Raw genomic sequence first — 15,301 nt, forward strand, 5'->3', positions numbered from 1 at the left:
CAGAGAACCATGTGCGGGGCCAGAGGCTTCAGCCTTCACCGAGACGTTGACCGACGTTCGAGAAGACGGATGCCAGACCGCATGTCGATTACCCAGTCGACGATGTGAGCCGAGCCACTAGCGTGAGCAGAGCCCTGTCCCACTCGGCGAGGAGGGCAATGTAAGCCTCCTGTCGCTGCCCCCGCAGCCAGTGTTCGTGTTCGCGCTAGGGCGTTGGTCAAGGGGGCGTGGACTCTATCGCCCTCTTGGGCGCAGTAGTGCATAACGTTCCCTTAAGTACAGTCATCTGACACTCTCCCCGCTGAATCGGTTGCCGTCGGACCGCTCGGAAGATTTCAGTGCTGCGCCCTCGGAGGTAGAACCGGCAACCAGCCAGCCTCGCTCGATCGTCCTTCGGGTATGCCACACCCGAGCCCCGAGCCGTCCCCAACTCCTCCGCAGTGGCCGCACTGTGGCCACGGCACCACACCAGAGGACCCCGTCGGCTGCCGCGGTATACACGTCCCCGGGCACTCCGCATGTCTCGCCCACCTGGCCGACGCCGATCGCAACGCCTACCTGGCCGGCCTGACCCCCGGCACCAACATCGACCACCGCGGCACCCCCTTCACCGAACCCCTTCTCGATGCCCTCCTCGACGCCCTCCGCGACCCAGCCACCGGACATCCCTGCCTCGGCGACACCCGGTTCGAGTCGGCCACCTTCCAGAACAACGCTCGGTTCCGTTCAGCGACCTTCCAGGGCAACGCCTGGTTCGGGTCGGCGACCTTTAAGGGCGGCGCCGGGTTCGGGTCGGCGATTTTCCAGGGCAACGCCTGGTTCGGGTCGGCGACCTTCCAGGGCAACGCCGGGTTCGGGGCGGCCTTCTTCCAGGGCAACGCAGGGTTCGACTCAGCGACCTTTAAGGGCAACGCCCGGTCGGGTCGGCGACCTTCCAGCGCAACGCCTGGTTCAGGTCGGCGACCTTCCAGGGCAGCGCCGGGTTCGGGGCGGCCTTCTTCCAGGGCGGCGCCGGGTTCGGGTCGGCGACCTTCCAGCGCAACGCCTGGTTTGGGGCGGCAGCCTTCCAGGGCGACGCCCGGTTCGAACAAGCGACCTTCGAGCGGCCGGTCAGCCTTGGACCGTTGGTGTGCACTGGGCGGGTGCAGTTGTCCGGGGCAGTGTTCAGCGGCCCGGCAACTCTCTCATTCGCCACGCGCCGCCTGGAGTGTCGACGGACTCGCTGGTCGTCAACGGCCGTGCTGCGCCTGCGCTTTACCACGGTGGACCTCGCCCACGCGGTCTTCGAATACCCGCTCACGGTAGCTGCGGAGGCCGACCCCTTCATGCTCCCCAGCGGGCAGCTGGTGGACGAACAGGCTTTTGCCGGTGCGCCTGACGCCACGGTGCGGATGGCCTCGCTGCGTGGGGTGGACGCGGCTCATCTGGTCCTCGCCGACGTCGACCTCGCGGGATGCCTGTTCACCGGAACCGTGCACCTGGACCAGCTGCGACTGGAGGGCGCCTGCATCTTCGACACGGTCCCGCCCGCAGTGCATTGGCGGGGCTGGCGCCCGGTGTGGTTCACCCAGCGCCGCACCCTCGCCGAAGAACACCACTGGCGCGCGAGCGAGCCATCGGCGGCCCGGGGCTGGAACGTGGCAGTGTTCGGCGCCGGGCGCGTCGGGCCGTTGCAACTGGCGCCGGTGTACCGCGCGCTGCGCAAAGCGTTCGAGGATGGCAAGCATGAGCCTGGGGCCGCCGACTTCTATTACGGGGAGATGGAGATGCGCCGCCACGCCGACGACATCCCCCGAAGCGAGCGAAGCCTTCTGACCGCTTGCTGGGCGCTGTCCGGCTACGGCCTGCGCGCCTCCCGGGCCCTGGGCTGGCTCGCCGCCGCCGTGCTCGTCACCATCGTGCTGTTGATGGGCTTCGGGATCCCTCAGGATTCCCCGAAGCAGGAAGCGACCGGCACTGTGCCGCCCGGCGGTGGCAAGGTCACTTTTCAGATAGAAAAGGCTGATCCTCAGAACCCCACGGGGGAGAGGTTCACCGGCGAGCGCTTCGAGGATGCCCTGAACGTCACGCTCAACTCCGTGGTGTTCCGCTCCTCCGGCCAGGACCTGACCACCACTGGCACCTACATCGAGATGGCGTCCCGCGTAACCGAGCCTGTCCTTCTAGGCCTGGCTGTCCTGGCTGTCCGTAATCGCGTCAAGCGCTGACCCACCCCACGGCCAGGAGCCAACAGACCGTCGCGGCCACCAGGTATCGAAACAACCTGTGCGCCTAAACCGCACGAACCGCTGCACGGAAGATTTCAGCGCCCAGGTCACGGTCCTACCCGCTGAAATCTTCCGCGCGGTCCGATAGCTGTTCATCAATCGGTCGGAACGTGAACTTGAACTTGAACGTGGTGACGTCGAACCCCCCGATTCTGGCGCGCAGTTGTTCATCAACCCGTTCATCTATCTGATACTGTTCAGATAGGTACTAGAGGCGTTTGATGAACGAAGGGGAGTCCTGTGGCCTTAGTTGGCCTCGTCCGAGTCAGCACCGACAAGCAGAACACCCAGCGGCAGCACGATGCGTTGGAAGCGATCTGCATCAAGGTCTTCGAAGAGAAGATCAGCGGCAAGCTGAGCACCGAGGAACGGCCCGTGCTTATGGCCGCGGTCGAGTACGTGCGCGAGGGTGACATGCTCTGCGTGCAGGAAGTTGACCGGCTCGGCCGCAACCTCCTTGAGGGTCTGATTGTCCTCAACGACCTCTTCGAGCGCGGCATCGCCGTGAAGGTGCTCGAAGGTATCGGAGCCGGCGAGCACACGGAACGCTCCCTCATCCTTGACCTTGCCCTGGCCCTTGCCGAGGACCGCCGCCGGGACATTGTGAGGAAGACGAAGAACGGTCTTGAGGCCGCCCGCAAGCGTGGTCGCGTCGGTGGCCGCAGGCCTGTCATGACCGAGACGCTGACCGTCCAGGCTGTCGCCCTCCGCGACCGCGGCTTCACGATTCGGCAGATCCAGCCGCACCTGCGCATCGCCGAAGGCGCGAACAAGGGTAAGAACCCCAGCGTGGGCGCCATTTCCCAGGCCCTTCGAGCGCACGATTCCGAGCAAGCTGCGAGGCTTCAGCCCGAGGGGGAACCGACGTGACACATCGAGGTCGCCCGCGGGTGCATCTGCTGACGGGCGGACCTACCTGGGAGGTGCGACAGGCGGCGTCGGCAAAACCAACCCGGTTCACAAAGAGGCAGAAGGCTGCCAGGAAGCCGCTGCTGGAGCGCATGGCCGAGCTGGACGCGGCGGTGAAGCGCAGTGACTGGCGTGCCGCGAGGGCGGCGAGGTCAGCCGCTTGGGATGAGATCGGTCGGCTGTCCGACGATCTGACACGCGAAGAGCGAAAGCAGCTCTGGGAACATAAGCGGCGGATACTTGCTGGCGAAGCTCAGGCCCGGCGCCGCCCTGGCGGGATCCGGTAGGCGCGTCTGTTGATCTGCGAGGAAGGCCTCATTGGGGCGCTTCGTAGTGGTGGGCCTGCCCACCGCGCCACTCGACCCAGTTCGGGTTGTCGAGGGCATACTCACAGTCGTAGAGGCCAGCCCGCCGGAGGAATTCGATGAGGTCGCTGTCGTCGCGGGCGAGGCCAGCGATCTCGCCGTTGATGGTGACCGCCCGACCGCCTGCTGAAGACGGGTGGTGTACGACTACCGGGGCGTTCATGTCTCCAGGCTGCGCCGCGCTGCTGCTCACAGCACCCCGAACCCCGCGGCTTCGCTCTTTCACGCGATCGTGGTGCTCGCGTCACGCCGCTTCGTACCGGTGAGCCCGGCCGCCGCGCCACTCGACCATCTGCGGGTCGTCGATCAGTGTCTCCGCGTCCGGGAGTCCGGCCCGGCGCAGGAACTCGATCAGGTCGTGATCGTCGTGAGCGAGTCCGAGGATGTGGTCATACGCGGTGACACGCCGGCCGCCCGACGCGGGCGGCCGATGAACGATTATCGGCGCATTCGTCATGCCTCAAGGGTGCCTCTTCCGAGGTCACAGCACCCCGAGCGCGGTGTCTGGTCGGCAGTGCGCGCATGCCCGGATGCCTTCGGCGAGTGCGGCAAGGGCCTGCTCCTGGCTGATGGCACGGCGCCGCTTCCCGATGGCGTAGCAGTCGCCGGCGTGCACCTCGATGGGCTGGGAGCCCACTCCGATGCCGAGCTCGACGACCCAGTCCGGAGTGGGCGGCCGCCGCTCCTCGCCCTGCTGCCGCTCAGTCTCTCGCCGTTCCTCGTCGGCGATCCACCGGTCGGTCTGGGCGAGCTGCTGCTCCTGCACTCTCCTGAGGAAGCGCAGCATGACCAGGCGCGACGGGTTATCGGACATAAGTTCGATTCTAAGTCTTTCCCGGACCTCCGCGAACTTCGCCCGCTGCCACAGGTCACCCGTCCCTGCCACACTGACCGTGGCCCGCCGTGTCACCCCCGTCACGGCGGGCCGACCCGGTTGTCATACCGCCCCGCTACCGTGGGCTCATCCCATTCGCGCCTATGGCTGGGCGCAGCTACGAGACCGCCCCTCACCCGGAACAGCGCCCGGGGGAGGGGCGGACGTGCATCAGCCGTCCTCCGGCTCCGGATGCAGCACGGCCTTCTTCACGGCCATCTCCAGCTCGACCCGCGCCGGAGTCGCCGTCCGACTCACTGGTCACTCGATGCGAGCCGGGTTCATCACCACCAGTCGCAAGGCAGGCAAGCGCGGAGAGAAGATCCGTGCCCAATCTGGACATGCGGAGAACTCGCCGGTGTTCTGGGGCTACATTCGCGAGGCTGACAAGTGGACCGATGCCGCATCAGAGGACATCGGCCTGTGAACACCCGCTCCATTGAGGACGCTGAGCTCCTGCTGACGAAGGTGCATTCCGTGACTGATGACGACCACTTCCGCAACGAGATTCTCTCAATGACAACTGCACAGCCCGGCTGGACCGTTCGCGCTCGGATCAACGCTCACAAGCAGGGGACCAACGAGCGCTGGGTGGAGGAGGAGGCTGTGTTCCCGGTGACCGGGTGGGCTGTTGTCGCTTGTCACTTCCGGGATGGCGGCGTCGGCAACAGGCTCGAAGCTGTTTTCCTGACAGCCGAGGGCCGCCTGGAGCACGAGTCGTTCTACAGGTGGCAGTACTCCGAGCTGGAACCCGAGGCGGGGCAGCCGAGGAAGACGGTCTCCTTTGAGATTCGTGCACCCTCACCCGCCTAGCGGAGGAATCTCCGCCATGCCTTTAGCTCTGTGGTCGGTTCAGGTGGATCGTTGATCACGCGGCCGGGACTCGCCCCCAGGCAGTTCCCCCGCTCAGGCCCTGCCCGTTTGGACCCCCTGCGGGCGGGGCCTGCCGCCCTCCCGATCCTCCCCGCGGGAGGGCAGGCGGTTGCCCGGCGACAGGGCTCCCCATGCTCAGAGCTTCGAAGGCTCGCTGCTAGGCGTGCCGCTTGCCGCGCTTAGCTTGCCGTAAGCGGCTTCAAGGCGCCCTTTGATCTTCTCACGCTTGGACTTGAGGGCGTCTCGCTCGTTCTGGCGGCGAATCAGGTCGTCGATGATGTCCCAGTCAACTTCACCGCACGCCTCAACAGTGCGCTCCAACGTTTCGTGGGCACGCATCTGCTCGCCGGGATCGTCGTCCTCGTCCGCGCGGCGGCTGTCCATCTGGGGAGAATCTTCGCGTGGGGAGCGATTGGGGAGCCTTGAGAATCCCTGCATTGACTGTCGATCTACCCCGGATCGGAACGGGTCGGAATCGATCGGAATGCAGGTCAGGCAGCTGAGGTGGCTGCTCGGTGACGAACCGCCAGGAGGAACAACCTCAGGGGCCAGTTCTTCACGGACTACAACCTCCTCGCCGCGGGCTCGGTGATCGTCGCCCTGCCGACGCTCGTGGTCTTCCTGCTGCTGCAGCGGCACTTCATTGCGGGGCTCACCTTGGGATCGAGTAAGGGATAGGTCCGACCTCGGCAGCCCGCACCCGAGCGCCACAGAAGTGCCCTGCCGCGCAATCCCCCGACACGGCGGGGTCGCCCGGCAGATGCTGGTGATTCTCGGCCGCACCTGGGGAAGGATCGGTTCATGCCACCCACATGGATATCCCAAGAGCCCACCAAAAACGGACAGGAACTGACCCTCGGGGAGCTCGGCGACTTCGTACAGAAAGCCATCGAGAGCGGAACACCGCTGACGCAGCCGCTCTCGATCGAGGCGAACAACCGCGGCAGGCGACTCAAGTGGATCGGTGTCGAAAGCCCCGCGAAGAAGAGCTGATCAGTTACCTCCGCCCGCGGACCGCCGTTGAACCGGGTGATCACACCCAGGTTTGAGGGCGGGCCGCGCGACGGCGATGAGATCGGCGTCGAAACCCACCACACCTGTCACCCGGCACAGCCCGCCCTGCCCGGCGACGACGGCCTGTACGCCCATGCCATGGTCGTGCGACTCGTCGGCCGGGCCCTGTTCTGCGGGCCCCGGCCACATGCCGGCGACGAAACGCCCCACGTTCCGCGACCCGCCGGGCTGCTGTCAGCCACGGTCAGTCCGCGATGTCCCGGAGCGCCGCAGCTCGCACCCGTTCCCCGGGCGAGGTGAATCCCCGTGCGGAGACCACGACGTTGCTGATGACGATCATCCCGATGCCGATCCATTCGTTGAGGTCGAGGGCTTGCCGGAGCAGGCCCCAGCCGGCCAGGGCCGCCCAGACGGGGTTGATGCTGGCGAAGGTGCCGAACATCCGGGCGGGTACTCGGCGCAGGGCGAGCAGGTCGGCGACGTAGGGCACGATCGAGGACATCAGTCCGCAGGCGACAGAGAGGGCGATTGCTGCGGCGGTGGGGGCGTGGAAGGCGAACCAGGTCACGGCGATCGGGGTCCAGGCGGCAGCGGTGACGAGCCCGGCCACGGCGGTTCCCTGCAGGCCGGGAAGACGCTGGCCGAGGGTGCGGTTGAGCAGGATGTAGGAGCCCCACGCCGTCGCGGCGAGCAGCGCCAGGGTGATCCCGATGATGTCGGCAGTGGGGCCGGGGTTGGTCAGCACCACCACGCCGACACCGGCCAGGGCGGCGCAGGCGATGTCGAGCACACGTCGTGAGCTTGCGATGGCGACGGTGAGCGGGCCGAGGAACTCGAGGGTGACGGCCAGGCCGAGCCCGATTCGGTCGATCGCGGCATACAGGCTGAGGTTCATCACACTGAACACGACCACCAGACCGAGGATCGGCCACCACTGGTCCTTGCGCAGGCCACGGAGGTTCGGGCGCACGATCGGCGTCAGGACGATTGCGGTGACGAATTGACGGACCGCGACCACGCCGACCGGACCGATCGCCGGGAACGCCAACGCACCCAGGGCGGCGCCGGCCTGGTTCGACGCCGAGCTGGTGAGCATCATCACGATGCCGGCACCACGCTGACGCGAGGTCGCCGTCGCGGCGGAGAGCTGCTCGCCGCCGGCCGGTGCGTTGTGCGTGCGATCCGTGGTCTCAAGGGTGTCCATACGCCCATGGTGGGCTCACCGCACTGCATAACCTATTGCATGTTGTGGTCTTGCCATACGCTTGGGTTATGGATTGGAGTCTTCGAGAGCTGCGGTTCTTCGTCACCGCCGCTGAAGCGGGGTCGTTCACCGATGCCGCCGCGCAGTTGTACGTCTCGCAGGCGGCGGTCTCACGCACGATCGCGGGCCTGGAGAAGACCGTCGGGGACAGGCTCCTGCGGCGGGTGCCGCGAGGATGCGAACTCACCATGACCGGACAACAGGTCCTGCCTCATGCGCGGAGGGTGCTGTCCGAGGCAGAGAGGTTCACCGAGTTCCTGACTTCGCGCCACGGCGTCCTGCGGCTGGGATATGCGTGGGCGGCTCTCGGGCGGCACACCGCGCGCCTGCAAAGGGACTGGGCTCGGCGCCACGATGCCATCGAGCTGGAGCTGGTCCGGCACAACTCGCCCACCGCAGGCCTGGCCGAGGGCCTGTGCGATGTGGCGATCGTACGAAGACCGGTCGATGAGAAGCGATTCGACTCCCTCGTGGTAGGGCTGGAACGCCGGCTGGTCGCCTTCGCCTCCGACGACCCGCAGTGGTCGCGCCGGCGCCGGCTGAGCATGGCCGAGATCGCCGACCGCACCGTGATCATCGATCCGCGGGTCGGGACCACCAGCAGCCAGCTCTGGAACGGCGCCGACCGTTCACCCCAGTTCATCGAATCCACCGATGTCGACAGCTGGCTCGACGCCATCGCCGCCGGGCGCGGCGTGGGAACCACAGCCGAGGCCACCGCGCACCATCACCTGCGCCCTGGCGTGACGTACCGGCCCATCAAGGACGGCCCCCGCATCCCCGTCAGACTCGCGTGGTGGCACGACCACCACCCCAACGGCCTGGGCGACCTGGTCGATGCCATCACCCAGCTCTACGCGACGGCCTAAGGGCTGTCCCGGCATCCCTGGTGGATCAGCGTGCGGCGTCAGATGCGGTGTATCGCAAGGCGGAGGGGCGTCCTCTCAGGAGCAGAAGCGGAACGGCGCAAGATCCACCGGACCCGCAAGGAAGGCAGGCGATCTGCCGGGGTAGGCTGGCATTCCATGGCAATAAGCACCGCCCTGTGGTCCTTCGCCCTGGTTGTAGGGCTCCTCACTCTGACTCCTGGCCTCGACACGGCGCTGATCCTGCGCACGTCGGCCCTTGGCCGGCGCAGGAGAGCCTGGGGCGTCGTCCTCGGAATCCAGACCGGCACCCTGGTGTGGGGTGCGTTCACCTCCCTCGGAGTGACCGCGCTCCTCACGGCCTCTCACCTCGCCTACACCGCGTTGCGCTGGATCGGCGCCGCCTACCTGATCTGGATGGGGGCACGCATGCTCCGGGACACCTTCCGGGGTCTGCCCACGCCGGACATGGACGATTCCGTTCTGGCCGCCGGCGCGGACTCGGTCGGCGGCGGCTGGCGGCAGGGAACGCTCACCAACCTCCTGAACCCGAAAATGGGCGCCTTCTACGTCGCTGTCCTGCCCCAGTTCATCCCCCCAGGCACCGGCCACTTCACCATGGGCCTCCTGCTCACCACCGTGCACATCCTCATCGGTCTGCTCTGGTCCGCCGTCCTCATCGGCTTCGCTCGCATCCTGCACAGCTGGCTCCGCACGCCCCGGGCTCGCCGCCTGCTTGACCGAATCACCGGCACCGTCATCGGAATCTTCGGTATCAGGCTGGCCCTCAGTAACTGACGCTCCGACCGGCAGGGGCAGCGACCCCATCGGGTCGGCGGGCCGGGGGACGACAGCCCGGATACCTCGGCGACGGGATGTCCGCGGTTCGGCAGGCATCAGTGGCTCGACCTGGCACGCTCGCTCGCTGCGTTGTCGGGCTCGCCCGAGTACGTCCGGTACGAGGACGCCCCTCCGCCTTGCGATCGCACGCACCGGACGCCGCCGGGCCCGCCCTTCGGGCGGACGGCGGGACTTCCGGCACACGCCCTAGCAGTACCGATCCTCGGCCCGGCTGAAGCCACCGGTGTATCCACTGTCGTAGCCATCCGCGTAGCCCTGGGTGCGGAGGCTGGGGAACAGTCGTAGTTGCTGTTGATGCAGCTGTAGGCCTGTCTCAACCCGGCAGCTGTCCCTACCGTCCGTATACCCGGCTCTGAAGCCATCTCGGTAACCATCTCGGTAACCCTGCTGGTAGCCGTCCTGGTCTGGATAGCGTGCGGCCTCCAGCGCTGCAGAACTCGGTACGGCTGAGGCCTGGGCGGCGAAAGCGGCCGGCGAGAACGCGAGAGTGGCGACAACGAGCGCCGGGCTGAGCCGAGCAAGCAGGCGTGTGGCAGTCATGATTCACTCCTCGGATCGGCACTGGTTCAGAGTGGCAAAGCCCCTGGCAAGGAGCCCAATGCCCAGTTCTCTGCGCCTGATTGGCCGCCAAGGTGCCACCCGGTCTGCCTCTCCTAGCTTGCGCTCCCTCTCAGGTGATGTCATGTCGAGAAGGACCTTGGATCCGCATGCCCGGAGACCCGGGACCTGACCGCACAGGACCGCGCCACTGCGCGGGGCCTCGGTATCGCCCAGGAGGACGACGACCCGGGCTGGTGGACGTCGACGTGGATTCCCTTCGCCGCGGTCCGGAGCGGCGCAGTGCCGTGAGGCGTGGGCCATGTCAGTGGCGGCTGCGATGCTGCCCGCATGGACGAAATCATGCGACGGCGGGTGTACGGCGCCGACCACGACGATCCTGATCCGGGCCCGCAGCCCGGGCGTGCATACCGCGAGCTGGTCGGCGGCCCGCTCGACGGGTTGCTCCTCGACGTGACGGGCTGGTCGGAGGTGGCACTCGCCGACGGGGCCGCACTGATCACCGAGATCGGCATGCACGGCCCGGGTGGCAGGTCGGAGTACGGGCCGAGGGCGGACGATTCGCTGAAGTGGGACTGGCGGGGAGACACGCCCTGAATCAGGTGGCCTCGTACTGGTGCGCTGCGGCGCCCTGCCATTCCACCAGGGCCGGGGTGTCGAGGGCCCGCTCAGGGTCCGCCATGCCGGCGTCGGCGAGAAACACAATGATGTCGCGGTCGCTGTGTGCCAGCCCGAGCTGTTCGTCGCGACCGTTGATATGGACGGTCACGAGCCTGGCGCCGGACGGTGTGGGGGCGTGAACGATGATCGGTGGAGTCGACATGGTTCCAGGGTGGCGCGTGATGCCGGTGTGCGCGCATCTGGCTGGTCCGGATGTGTGGTTCCCGAGGATCAGGGGTAAGGGCCGTGGTCCGGTTGCCCCGTCCTTCGGCCGATGACCCCTGGTCGGCGGCGAGGGTCCTCGAGGTACCTGCCGGTGCCTGCCCGACCAGAGTTTGTGATCACCGGTCCGGGGACGAATGGTGCGGTCGGGCCTCCCCTGAGTGAGTTGATCGGCTTCGACAGCGCGACCTTGGGCGGGTAGTGCATCAGCAGGTGCACGAGGACGGCTTCGCCCGGAGCGGGTCTACCAGCGGCCCGAGGCCGTCGCGAGACACCCGCGCAGCGACGCGTGAACAGGTCGCTGCCGGAATTTCTTTTGTGGTGAAGGGAGTTGACCCCGATGAACTCCCGGGGTGCCGAACCACCCACGACCCCCGACCTCCACTTCGAACGAAGGATTCCGACTGTGGCAGCCGAGCTCTCCGACGATTTGAAGAAGTACCTCGACGACTCGAAGGCCTTCGCCACCGTAGCCACCGTCCTGCCGGACGGGCGGCCGCATCTGACCGTTGTCTGGATCACGCGCGACGGAGACGACCTGCTGTTCTCCACGACCGTGGACCGGCTGCAGGGCAAGAACGCTGCCCGCGACCCGCGCGTCACCCTGCTGATCAGCCCGCCCGAGAACCCGTACACCTATGCGGAGATCCGCGGTACCGCAACCGTCACGCCCGACAGCACCCACGAGCTGTTGAACGAGCTGGCGCACAAGTACACCGGTCAGGACTACGCAACCTTCAATCCGGCGTCGAAGAACGACGGTCAGCGGGTTGTCGTGCGGGTCTCCCCCCTCAAGGTCACCGGCAGGCTCTGACACGACGGCCGGATTCCGGCCGCAGGCCGTGGCGGCGGGCGCGGGGCGGGGTCACCGGCCCCGGTCCGCCGCCTGCGACGGTACGACCACCAGGAAGGCGTCCTCCTCCAGGTCCATCACGACCTCGGCCGCCATACCCTCGCCCCGGCGCGCAGCCGCGAACTCCTCCGCGGGCCAGCTGCCTCGCGGACCTCCCGCGGGAAACCGCTCCAGTACTGTGCGCTGCACAGTGCACCCCCTTGCCTCGTCGGCTCCAACGACGCCCCGCCGTCCCCGTTACGGCCGCTCGCGTGCCCGACTCGTACGGTGGGACGCCTGCCGACGGGCGTCCGGTACCTGCTTTTGCGCAACAACATCGCCGCAGCCGGGTTTTCGCGGCAGGGTGTTGCGGGCAAGCCACAGAGGGCTACGAAAGAGGGGGAACCGTGATCGTCTGGATCAACGGTGCGTTCGGCGCGGGCAAGACGAGCGCCGCGCGCGAACTGATCGATCTGATCCCGAACAGCACCTTCTACGACCCCGAACTGATCGGCGGGGGACTGCGGTACCTGCTGCCCCAGAAGAGGCTTGCCGAGGTGACCGACTACCAGGACCTGCCGATCTGGCGGCGGCTGGTGGTGGACACGGCTGCCGCTCTGCTCGCCGAGGTGCCCGGGGTGCTCGTGGTGCCGATGACGCTGCTGCGACAGGAGTACCGCGACGAGATATTCGGAGGGCTCGCCTCCAGACGCATTCCCGTGCGTCATGTACTGCTCTCACCTGAGGAAACGATCCTGCGGCAGCGGATCGCCGACCGTGAGGAAGTACCGGACGACCCGGAAGCAGGCGAACGGGTACGGCAGTGGGCGTACGAACACATCGAGCCCTACCGGACAGCGCTCGGCTGGATCTCAGCGGACGCGCACACCATCGACACCAGCGCGCTGACCCCGTACGAGACCGCCGAGCGCATCGCCGACGCCGTACGCACCGGGGCCGCCGGCGTGTGCGAGATCGTGCAGACGCCCGCACCGACCTCGGAGACCCTCGCCGCGGGGGTGCTGCTCTTCGACGAACACGACCGGGTCCTGCTCGTCGACCCCACCTACAAGCCCGGCTGGGAATTTCCCGGCGGAGTGGTGGAGCCCGGCGAGGCACCGGCACAGGCCGGGATACGGGAAGTGGCCGAGGAGATCGGGATTCAGCTCGACCGGATCCCGAACCTCCTCGTCGTCGACTGGGAGCCTCCGCACCCGCCCGGGTACGGAGGGCTGAGGCTGCTCTTCGACGGCGGACTGCTGCACGGCCGGGACGCCGAACGGCTGCTGCTGCCCGGCTCCGAACTGCGCGGCTGGCGGTTCGTCACCGAGGCGGAGGCCGCAACGATGCTGCCGCCGAACCGGTACGAGCGGCTCCGATGGGCGCTACGGGCCCGCGAGCGGTCAACCGTGCTCAACCTGGAGGCCGGAGTCCCGGTCGGCTGACGACCGCAGCACGGCGGCGGCGTCGACAGTGAGGGGATCACCGTGCCCGAAGCAGACCGTGGACGGGGCCAGCGCCGCCAGCCGCCGGAACGAGGCCAGTGCCTCGGCCCGGTCCGTGTTGAAGACACCCAGCATCACTTGGCCGACCCCGGCCACGCAGTCGCCTGTGAACAGCACATCATGGTGCGGCAGATGGATGGCGAGTGACCCGGGTGTGTGCCCGGGGGAGTGGACCACGCGCGCCCCGCCGCCGAAGGGGAGTTCGTCGCCGTCGGTCAGTTCACGGTCGACCCGGGTCGGCGGGGCCGCGGGAACGGTCAGCGCACGCTCGTACAGCGGACGTTCCCAGTCGAGCAGTACGGGATCGGGAACCCGTTCCTCGCCACGGATTGCCGGGGCGTCGAGACGGTGGGCCAGGATTTCGGCCCCGTACCGGTCGGCGAGCTCCTGAGCGGCGCCGTAATGGTCGCGGTGGCCGTGGGTGATGATGATCCTGCTGATCCCGGCCGGGTCCAGGCCGAGGCCGTGCACGGCGTCCTCGATGCCGGTCGCCGCATCGATGTCGCCTGCATCGATCAGGGTCAGGTCCGCGTCGTCGCGCCAGAGATACGCCTGGCCGACAGGGAAGCGGAACATGTGCAGCTGGGGGAGCACCTCTACGAGATCCATGTGGCGAACGTACGCAGCCCCGTTCGTCCGCCGCACGGCTCTACGCTCTGGGCGAGCTTCGCTCAGCGCGTAGCCCGGAAGGCCCGCGGGCCGTGCGCGTGCGGGCCGGGATCCGGATTCCGGGGCGACCGTCCCCCCTCGCGTTCGAGAGGTGCGTCCGCCCCGGAGCAGGTGATGCGACGTCAGGCCTGCTTGGACTCCGCGTAGTTCTGCAGGAACAGTGCCTCGGCGACCGACAGCCGCTCCAGCTCCTCGGGCGACACGCTCTCGTTCACCGCGTGGATCTGCGCCTCCGGCTCGCTCAGGCCGATCAGCAGGATCTCCGCCTCCGGGTAGAGCGCGGCGAGCGTGTTGCAGAGCGGGATCGAGCCGCCCATCCCGGACGTCTGCATCTTCTCGCCGGGGTACGCGGCTTCCATGGCCTGCGCCATCGACGTGTACGCCGGGCTGGAGGTGTCCGCGCGGAACGCCTGCCCCTGGCCGACCTGCTCCACCGAGACCCTCGCCCCCCACGGGGCGTGCGCCTTCAGATGGGCGGTCAGCAGCTTCGTCGCCTCGGCCGCGTCCCGGCCCGGCGGCACCCGCAGGCTGATCTGCGCCCGCGCACTTGCCTGCAGCGACGGCGTCGCGCCGACCACCGGCGGGCAGTCGATCCCGATGACGGTGACGGCGGGCCGCGCCCAGATGCGGTCGGCGACGGTACCCGTGCCGATCAGCTCCACACCGTCGAGGACCTTCGCGTCCTTGCGGAAGTCGGACTCCGGATACTGCAGCCCGTCCCACTCGGCGTCCGTGGTGAGCCCGTCGACGGTCGTGGTGCCGTCCTCGGCACGCAGCGACGCCAGCAGCTGGATCATCGCGGCCAGCGCGTCGGGGGCTGCGCCGCCGAACTGCCCGGAGTGCAGGTTCCCTTCGAGGGTGTCGAGGGTGACCCGCAGCATCGTCATGCCGCGCAGTGTCGCGGTGACCGTCGGCAGACCGACCCGGAAGTTGCCGGTGTCGCCGATGACGATGGTGTCGGCGGCCAGCAGCTCGGGGTGCGCCTCGGCGTACCGCTCCAGGCCGCCGGTGCCCTGCTCCTCGGAACCCTCGGCAATCACCTTGACGGAGACCGGGACGCCGCCGTTCGCCTTGAGAGCGCGCAGGGCGAGGAGATGCATGATGAAGCCGCCCTTGCAGTCGGCCGCGCCGCGGCCGAACCAGCGGCCCTCGCGCTCCGTCAGCTCGAACGGCGGGGAGATCCAGGCCGACTCGTCGAGCGGCGGCTGTACGTCGTAGTGCGCGTAGAGCAGTACGGTCGGGGCGCCGGCCGGGCCGGGCAGGAAGCCGTAGACCGACTGGGTGCCGTCGGGGGTGTCGAGCAGGGCGACGTCCTGGAAGTCCTCGGCGCGCAGTGCGTCGGCGACCCAGGCTGCGGCCGCCTCGCACTCGCTCTTCGGGAACTGCGCGGGATCCGCCACCGACTGGAAGGCCACCAGCTCGGTCAGCTCCGCCTTGGCACGGGGCATCAGCGAGGCAATGGTCTCGGAAATCGGATGGGCGGTCATGGGCACGCTCCTCGTGGGTGCGACGTTATGTGTACGAATCCGTCTGCATGAACGCCGTGGGTGCGGCGCTGCATG

The 15,301-nt window shown here is 67.9% G+C and carries 20 protein-coding genes and 2 pseudogenes; 12 read left to right on the plus strand and 10 right to left on the minus strand.

The genetic code is table 11. The annotated features are described in order from the left end of the window. Positions 1 to 399 precede the first annotated feature (399 nt). Positions 400 to 741 (plus strand): annotated as a pseudogene (locus ACFU6I_RS04180) (pentapeptide repeat-containing protein); the annotation flags it as partial. Positions 742 to 901: 160 nt separating this feature from the next. Here the strand turns inward: ACFU6I_RS04180 and ACFU6I_RS04185 are convergent. After that, on the minus strand, positions 902 to 1,042 hold the full coding sequence (locus ACFU6I_RS04185; protein WP_384361628.1) for a hypothetical protein: 141 nt from the start codon (positions 1,040 to 1,042) through the stop codon (positions 902 to 904). A gap of 196 nt (positions 1,043 to 1,238) precedes the next feature. Between ACFU6I_RS04185 and ACFU6I_RS04190 the strand changes: the two genes are divergently transcribed. Continuing rightward, entirely contained in the window at positions 1,239 to 2,207 is a 969-nt protein-coding gene (locus tag ACFU6I_RS04190; protein WP_384361269.1) for a hypothetical protein, read from the plus strand. A 300-nt stretch (positions 2,208 to 2,507) separates the two neighbouring features. Then, the gene (locus ACFU6I_RS04195) at positions 2,508 to 3,137 is read left to right on the plus strand and encodes a recombinase family protein (protein WP_384361272.1); all 630 of its coding nucleotides are present in this window, start codon (positions 2,508 to 2,510) and stop codon (positions 3,135 to 3,137) included. A 354-nt stretch (positions 3,138 to 3,491) separates the two neighbouring features. Here ACFU6I_RS04195 and ACFU6I_RS04200 read toward each other — a convergent pair whose 3' ends face one another. From ACFU6I_RS04200 to ACFU6I_RS04210, 3 genes are all read right to left on the minus strand, one after another. Next, a complete protein-coding gene (locus tag ACFU6I_RS04200) occupies positions 3,492 to 3,704 on the minus strand; it encodes a hypothetical protein (RefSeq protein WP_384361275.1) in 213 nt (70 codons plus the stop codon). A gap of 81 nt (positions 3,705 to 3,785) precedes the next feature. Further along, complete coding sequence (locus ACFU6I_RS04205; RefSeq protein ID WP_384361278.1) at positions 3,786 to 3,998, minus strand: hypothetical protein; 213 nt, start codon at positions 3,996 to 3,998, stop codon at positions 3,786 to 3,788. A gap of 24 nt (positions 3,999 to 4,022) precedes the next feature. Next, positions 4,023 to 4,355 carry a DUF6233 domain-containing protein gene (locus ACFU6I_RS04210; RefSeq protein WP_384361281.1) on the minus strand — a complete coding sequence of 111 codons (333 nt, stop codon included), beginning with the start codon at positions 4,353 to 4,355 and terminating at the stop codon, positions 4,023 to 4,025. A gap of 226 nt (positions 4,356 to 4,581) precedes the next feature. Here ACFU6I_RS04210 and ACFU6I_RS04215 point away from each other — a divergent pair, with 226 nt between their 5' ends. After that, positions 4,582 to 4,842 carry a hypothetical protein gene (locus ACFU6I_RS04215; RefSeq protein ID WP_384361284.1) on the plus strand — a complete coding sequence of 87 codons (261 nt, stop codon included), beginning with the start codon at positions 4,582 to 4,584 and terminating at the stop codon, positions 4,840 to 4,842. A 50-nt stretch (positions 4,843 to 4,892) separates the two neighbouring features. Then, entirely contained in the window at positions 4,893 to 5,228 is a 336-nt protein-coding gene (locus tag ACFU6I_RS04220; protein WP_384361287.1) for a hypothetical protein, read from the plus strand. A gap of 195 nt (positions 5,229 to 5,423) precedes the next feature. Here the strand turns inward: ACFU6I_RS04220 and ACFU6I_RS04225 are convergent, their stop codons facing one another. Then, a complete protein-coding gene (locus tag ACFU6I_RS04225) occupies positions 5,424 to 5,672 on the minus strand; it encodes a hypothetical protein (RefSeq protein WP_384361290.1) in 249 nt (82 codons plus the stop codon). A 138-nt stretch (positions 5,673 to 5,810) separates the two neighbouring features. On the opposite strand from ACFU6I_RS04225, the pseudogene ACFU6I_RS04230 reads away from it, so the two are divergent. Both ACFU6I_RS04230 and ACFU6I_RS04235 read left to right on the plus strand, forming a co-directional pair. Next, a pseudogene (locus ACFU6I_RS04230) lies at positions 5,811 to 5,966 on the plus strand (carbohydrate ABC transporter permease); the annotation flags it as partial. A 123-nt stretch (positions 5,967 to 6,089) separates the two neighbouring features. Continuing rightward, the gene (locus ACFU6I_RS04235) at positions 6,090 to 6,281 is read left to right on the plus strand and encodes a hypothetical protein (RefSeq protein ID WP_384361293.1); all 192 of its coding nucleotides are present in this window, start codon (positions 6,090 to 6,092) and stop codon (positions 6,279 to 6,281) included. A 265-nt stretch (positions 6,282 to 6,546) separates the two neighbouring features. On the opposite strand, the gene ACFU6I_RS04240 is transcribed toward ACFU6I_RS04235, so the two are convergent. Continuing rightward, a complete protein-coding gene (locus ACFU6I_RS04240) occupies positions 6,547 to 7,506 on the minus strand; it encodes a DMT family transporter (protein WP_384361295.1) in 960 nt (319 codons plus the stop codon). A gap of 68 nt (positions 7,507 to 7,574) precedes the next feature. On the opposite strand from ACFU6I_RS04240, the gene ACFU6I_RS04245 reads away from it, so the two are divergent. The 3 genes from ACFU6I_RS04245 to ACFU6I_RS04255 all read left to right on the plus strand — a co-directional run bounded on the left by ACFU6I_RS04245 (position 7,575) and on the right by ACFU6I_RS04255 (position 10,448). Then, complete coding sequence (locus ACFU6I_RS04245; protein ID WP_384361298.1) at positions 7,575 to 8,435, plus strand: LysR family transcriptional regulator; 861 nt, start codon at positions 7,575 to 7,577, stop codon at positions 8,433 to 8,435. A gap of 156 nt (positions 8,436 to 8,591) precedes the next feature. Further along, positions 8,592 to 9,230 carry a LysE family translocator gene (locus tag ACFU6I_RS04250; protein ID WP_384361301.1) on the plus strand — a complete coding sequence of 213 codons (639 nt, stop codon included), beginning with the start codon at positions 8,592 to 8,594 and terminating at the stop codon, positions 9,228 to 9,230. A gap of 951 nt (positions 9,231 to 10,181) precedes the next feature. Continuing rightward, positions 10,182 to 10,448 (plus strand): hypothetical protein, encoded by a 267-nt coding sequence (locus ACFU6I_RS04255; RefSeq protein ID WP_266988742.1) that lies wholly within the window; start codon positions 10,182 to 10,184, stop codon positions 10,446 to 10,448. Position 10,449: 1 nt separating this feature from the next. Here ACFU6I_RS04255 and ACFU6I_RS04260 read toward each other — a convergent pair whose 3' ends face one another. Then, entirely contained in the window at positions 10,450 to 10,674 is a 225-nt protein-coding gene (locus tag ACFU6I_RS04260; RefSeq protein ID WP_266988743.1) for a hypothetical protein, read from the minus strand. A 465-nt stretch (positions 10,675 to 11,139) separates the two neighbouring features. Here ACFU6I_RS04260 and ACFU6I_RS04265 point away from each other — a divergent pair, with 465 nt between their 5' ends. Next, the gene (locus tag ACFU6I_RS04265; RefSeq protein WP_384361304.1) at positions 11,140 to 11,547 is read left to right on the plus strand and encodes a PPOX class F420-dependent oxidoreductase; all 408 of its coding nucleotides are present in this window, start codon (positions 11,140 to 11,142) and stop codon (positions 11,545 to 11,547) included. Between the two features lie 51 nt (positions 11,548 to 11,598). On the opposite strand, the gene ACFU6I_RS04270 is transcribed toward ACFU6I_RS04265, so the two are convergent. Next, positions 11,599 to 11,775: a hypothetical protein gene (locus ACFU6I_RS04270; protein WP_345510710.1), complete on the minus strand. Its 177-nt coding sequence runs from the start codon at positions 11,773 to 11,775 to the stop codon at positions 11,599 to 11,601. Between the two features lie 197 nt (positions 11,776 to 11,972). On the opposite strand from ACFU6I_RS04270, the gene ACFU6I_RS04275 reads away from it, so the two are divergent. Continuing rightward, on the plus strand, positions 11,973 to 13,010 hold the full coding sequence (locus tag ACFU6I_RS04275) for an NUDIX domain-containing protein (protein ID WP_384361307.1): 1,038 nt from the start codon (positions 11,973 to 11,975) through the stop codon (positions 13,008 to 13,010). Here the strand turns inward: ACFU6I_RS04275 and ACFU6I_RS04280 are convergent. Continuing rightward, positions 12,969 to 13,679, minus strand: a complete 711-nt coding sequence (locus tag ACFU6I_RS04280; RefSeq protein ID WP_384361310.1) for an MBL fold metallo-hydrolase — start codon at positions 13,677 to 13,679, stop codon at positions 12,969 to 12,971. The two genes, ACFU6I_RS04275 and ACFU6I_RS04280, sit on opposite strands and share 42 nt — an antisense overlap. A gap of 182 nt (positions 13,680 to 13,861) precedes the next feature. Then, positions 13,862 to 15,226: a dipeptidase gene (locus tag ACFU6I_RS04285; RefSeq protein ID WP_384361313.1), complete on the minus strand. Its 1,365-nt coding sequence runs from the start codon at positions 15,224 to 15,226 to the stop codon at positions 13,862 to 13,864. Between the last annotated feature and the right edge of the window lie 75 nt (positions 15,227 to 15,301).

Source organism: Streptomyces sp. NPDC057486 (assembly GCF_042802415.1).
GTDB lineage: Bacteria > Actinomycetota > Actinomycetes > Streptomycetales > Streptomycetaceae > Streptomyces > Streptomyces yanii.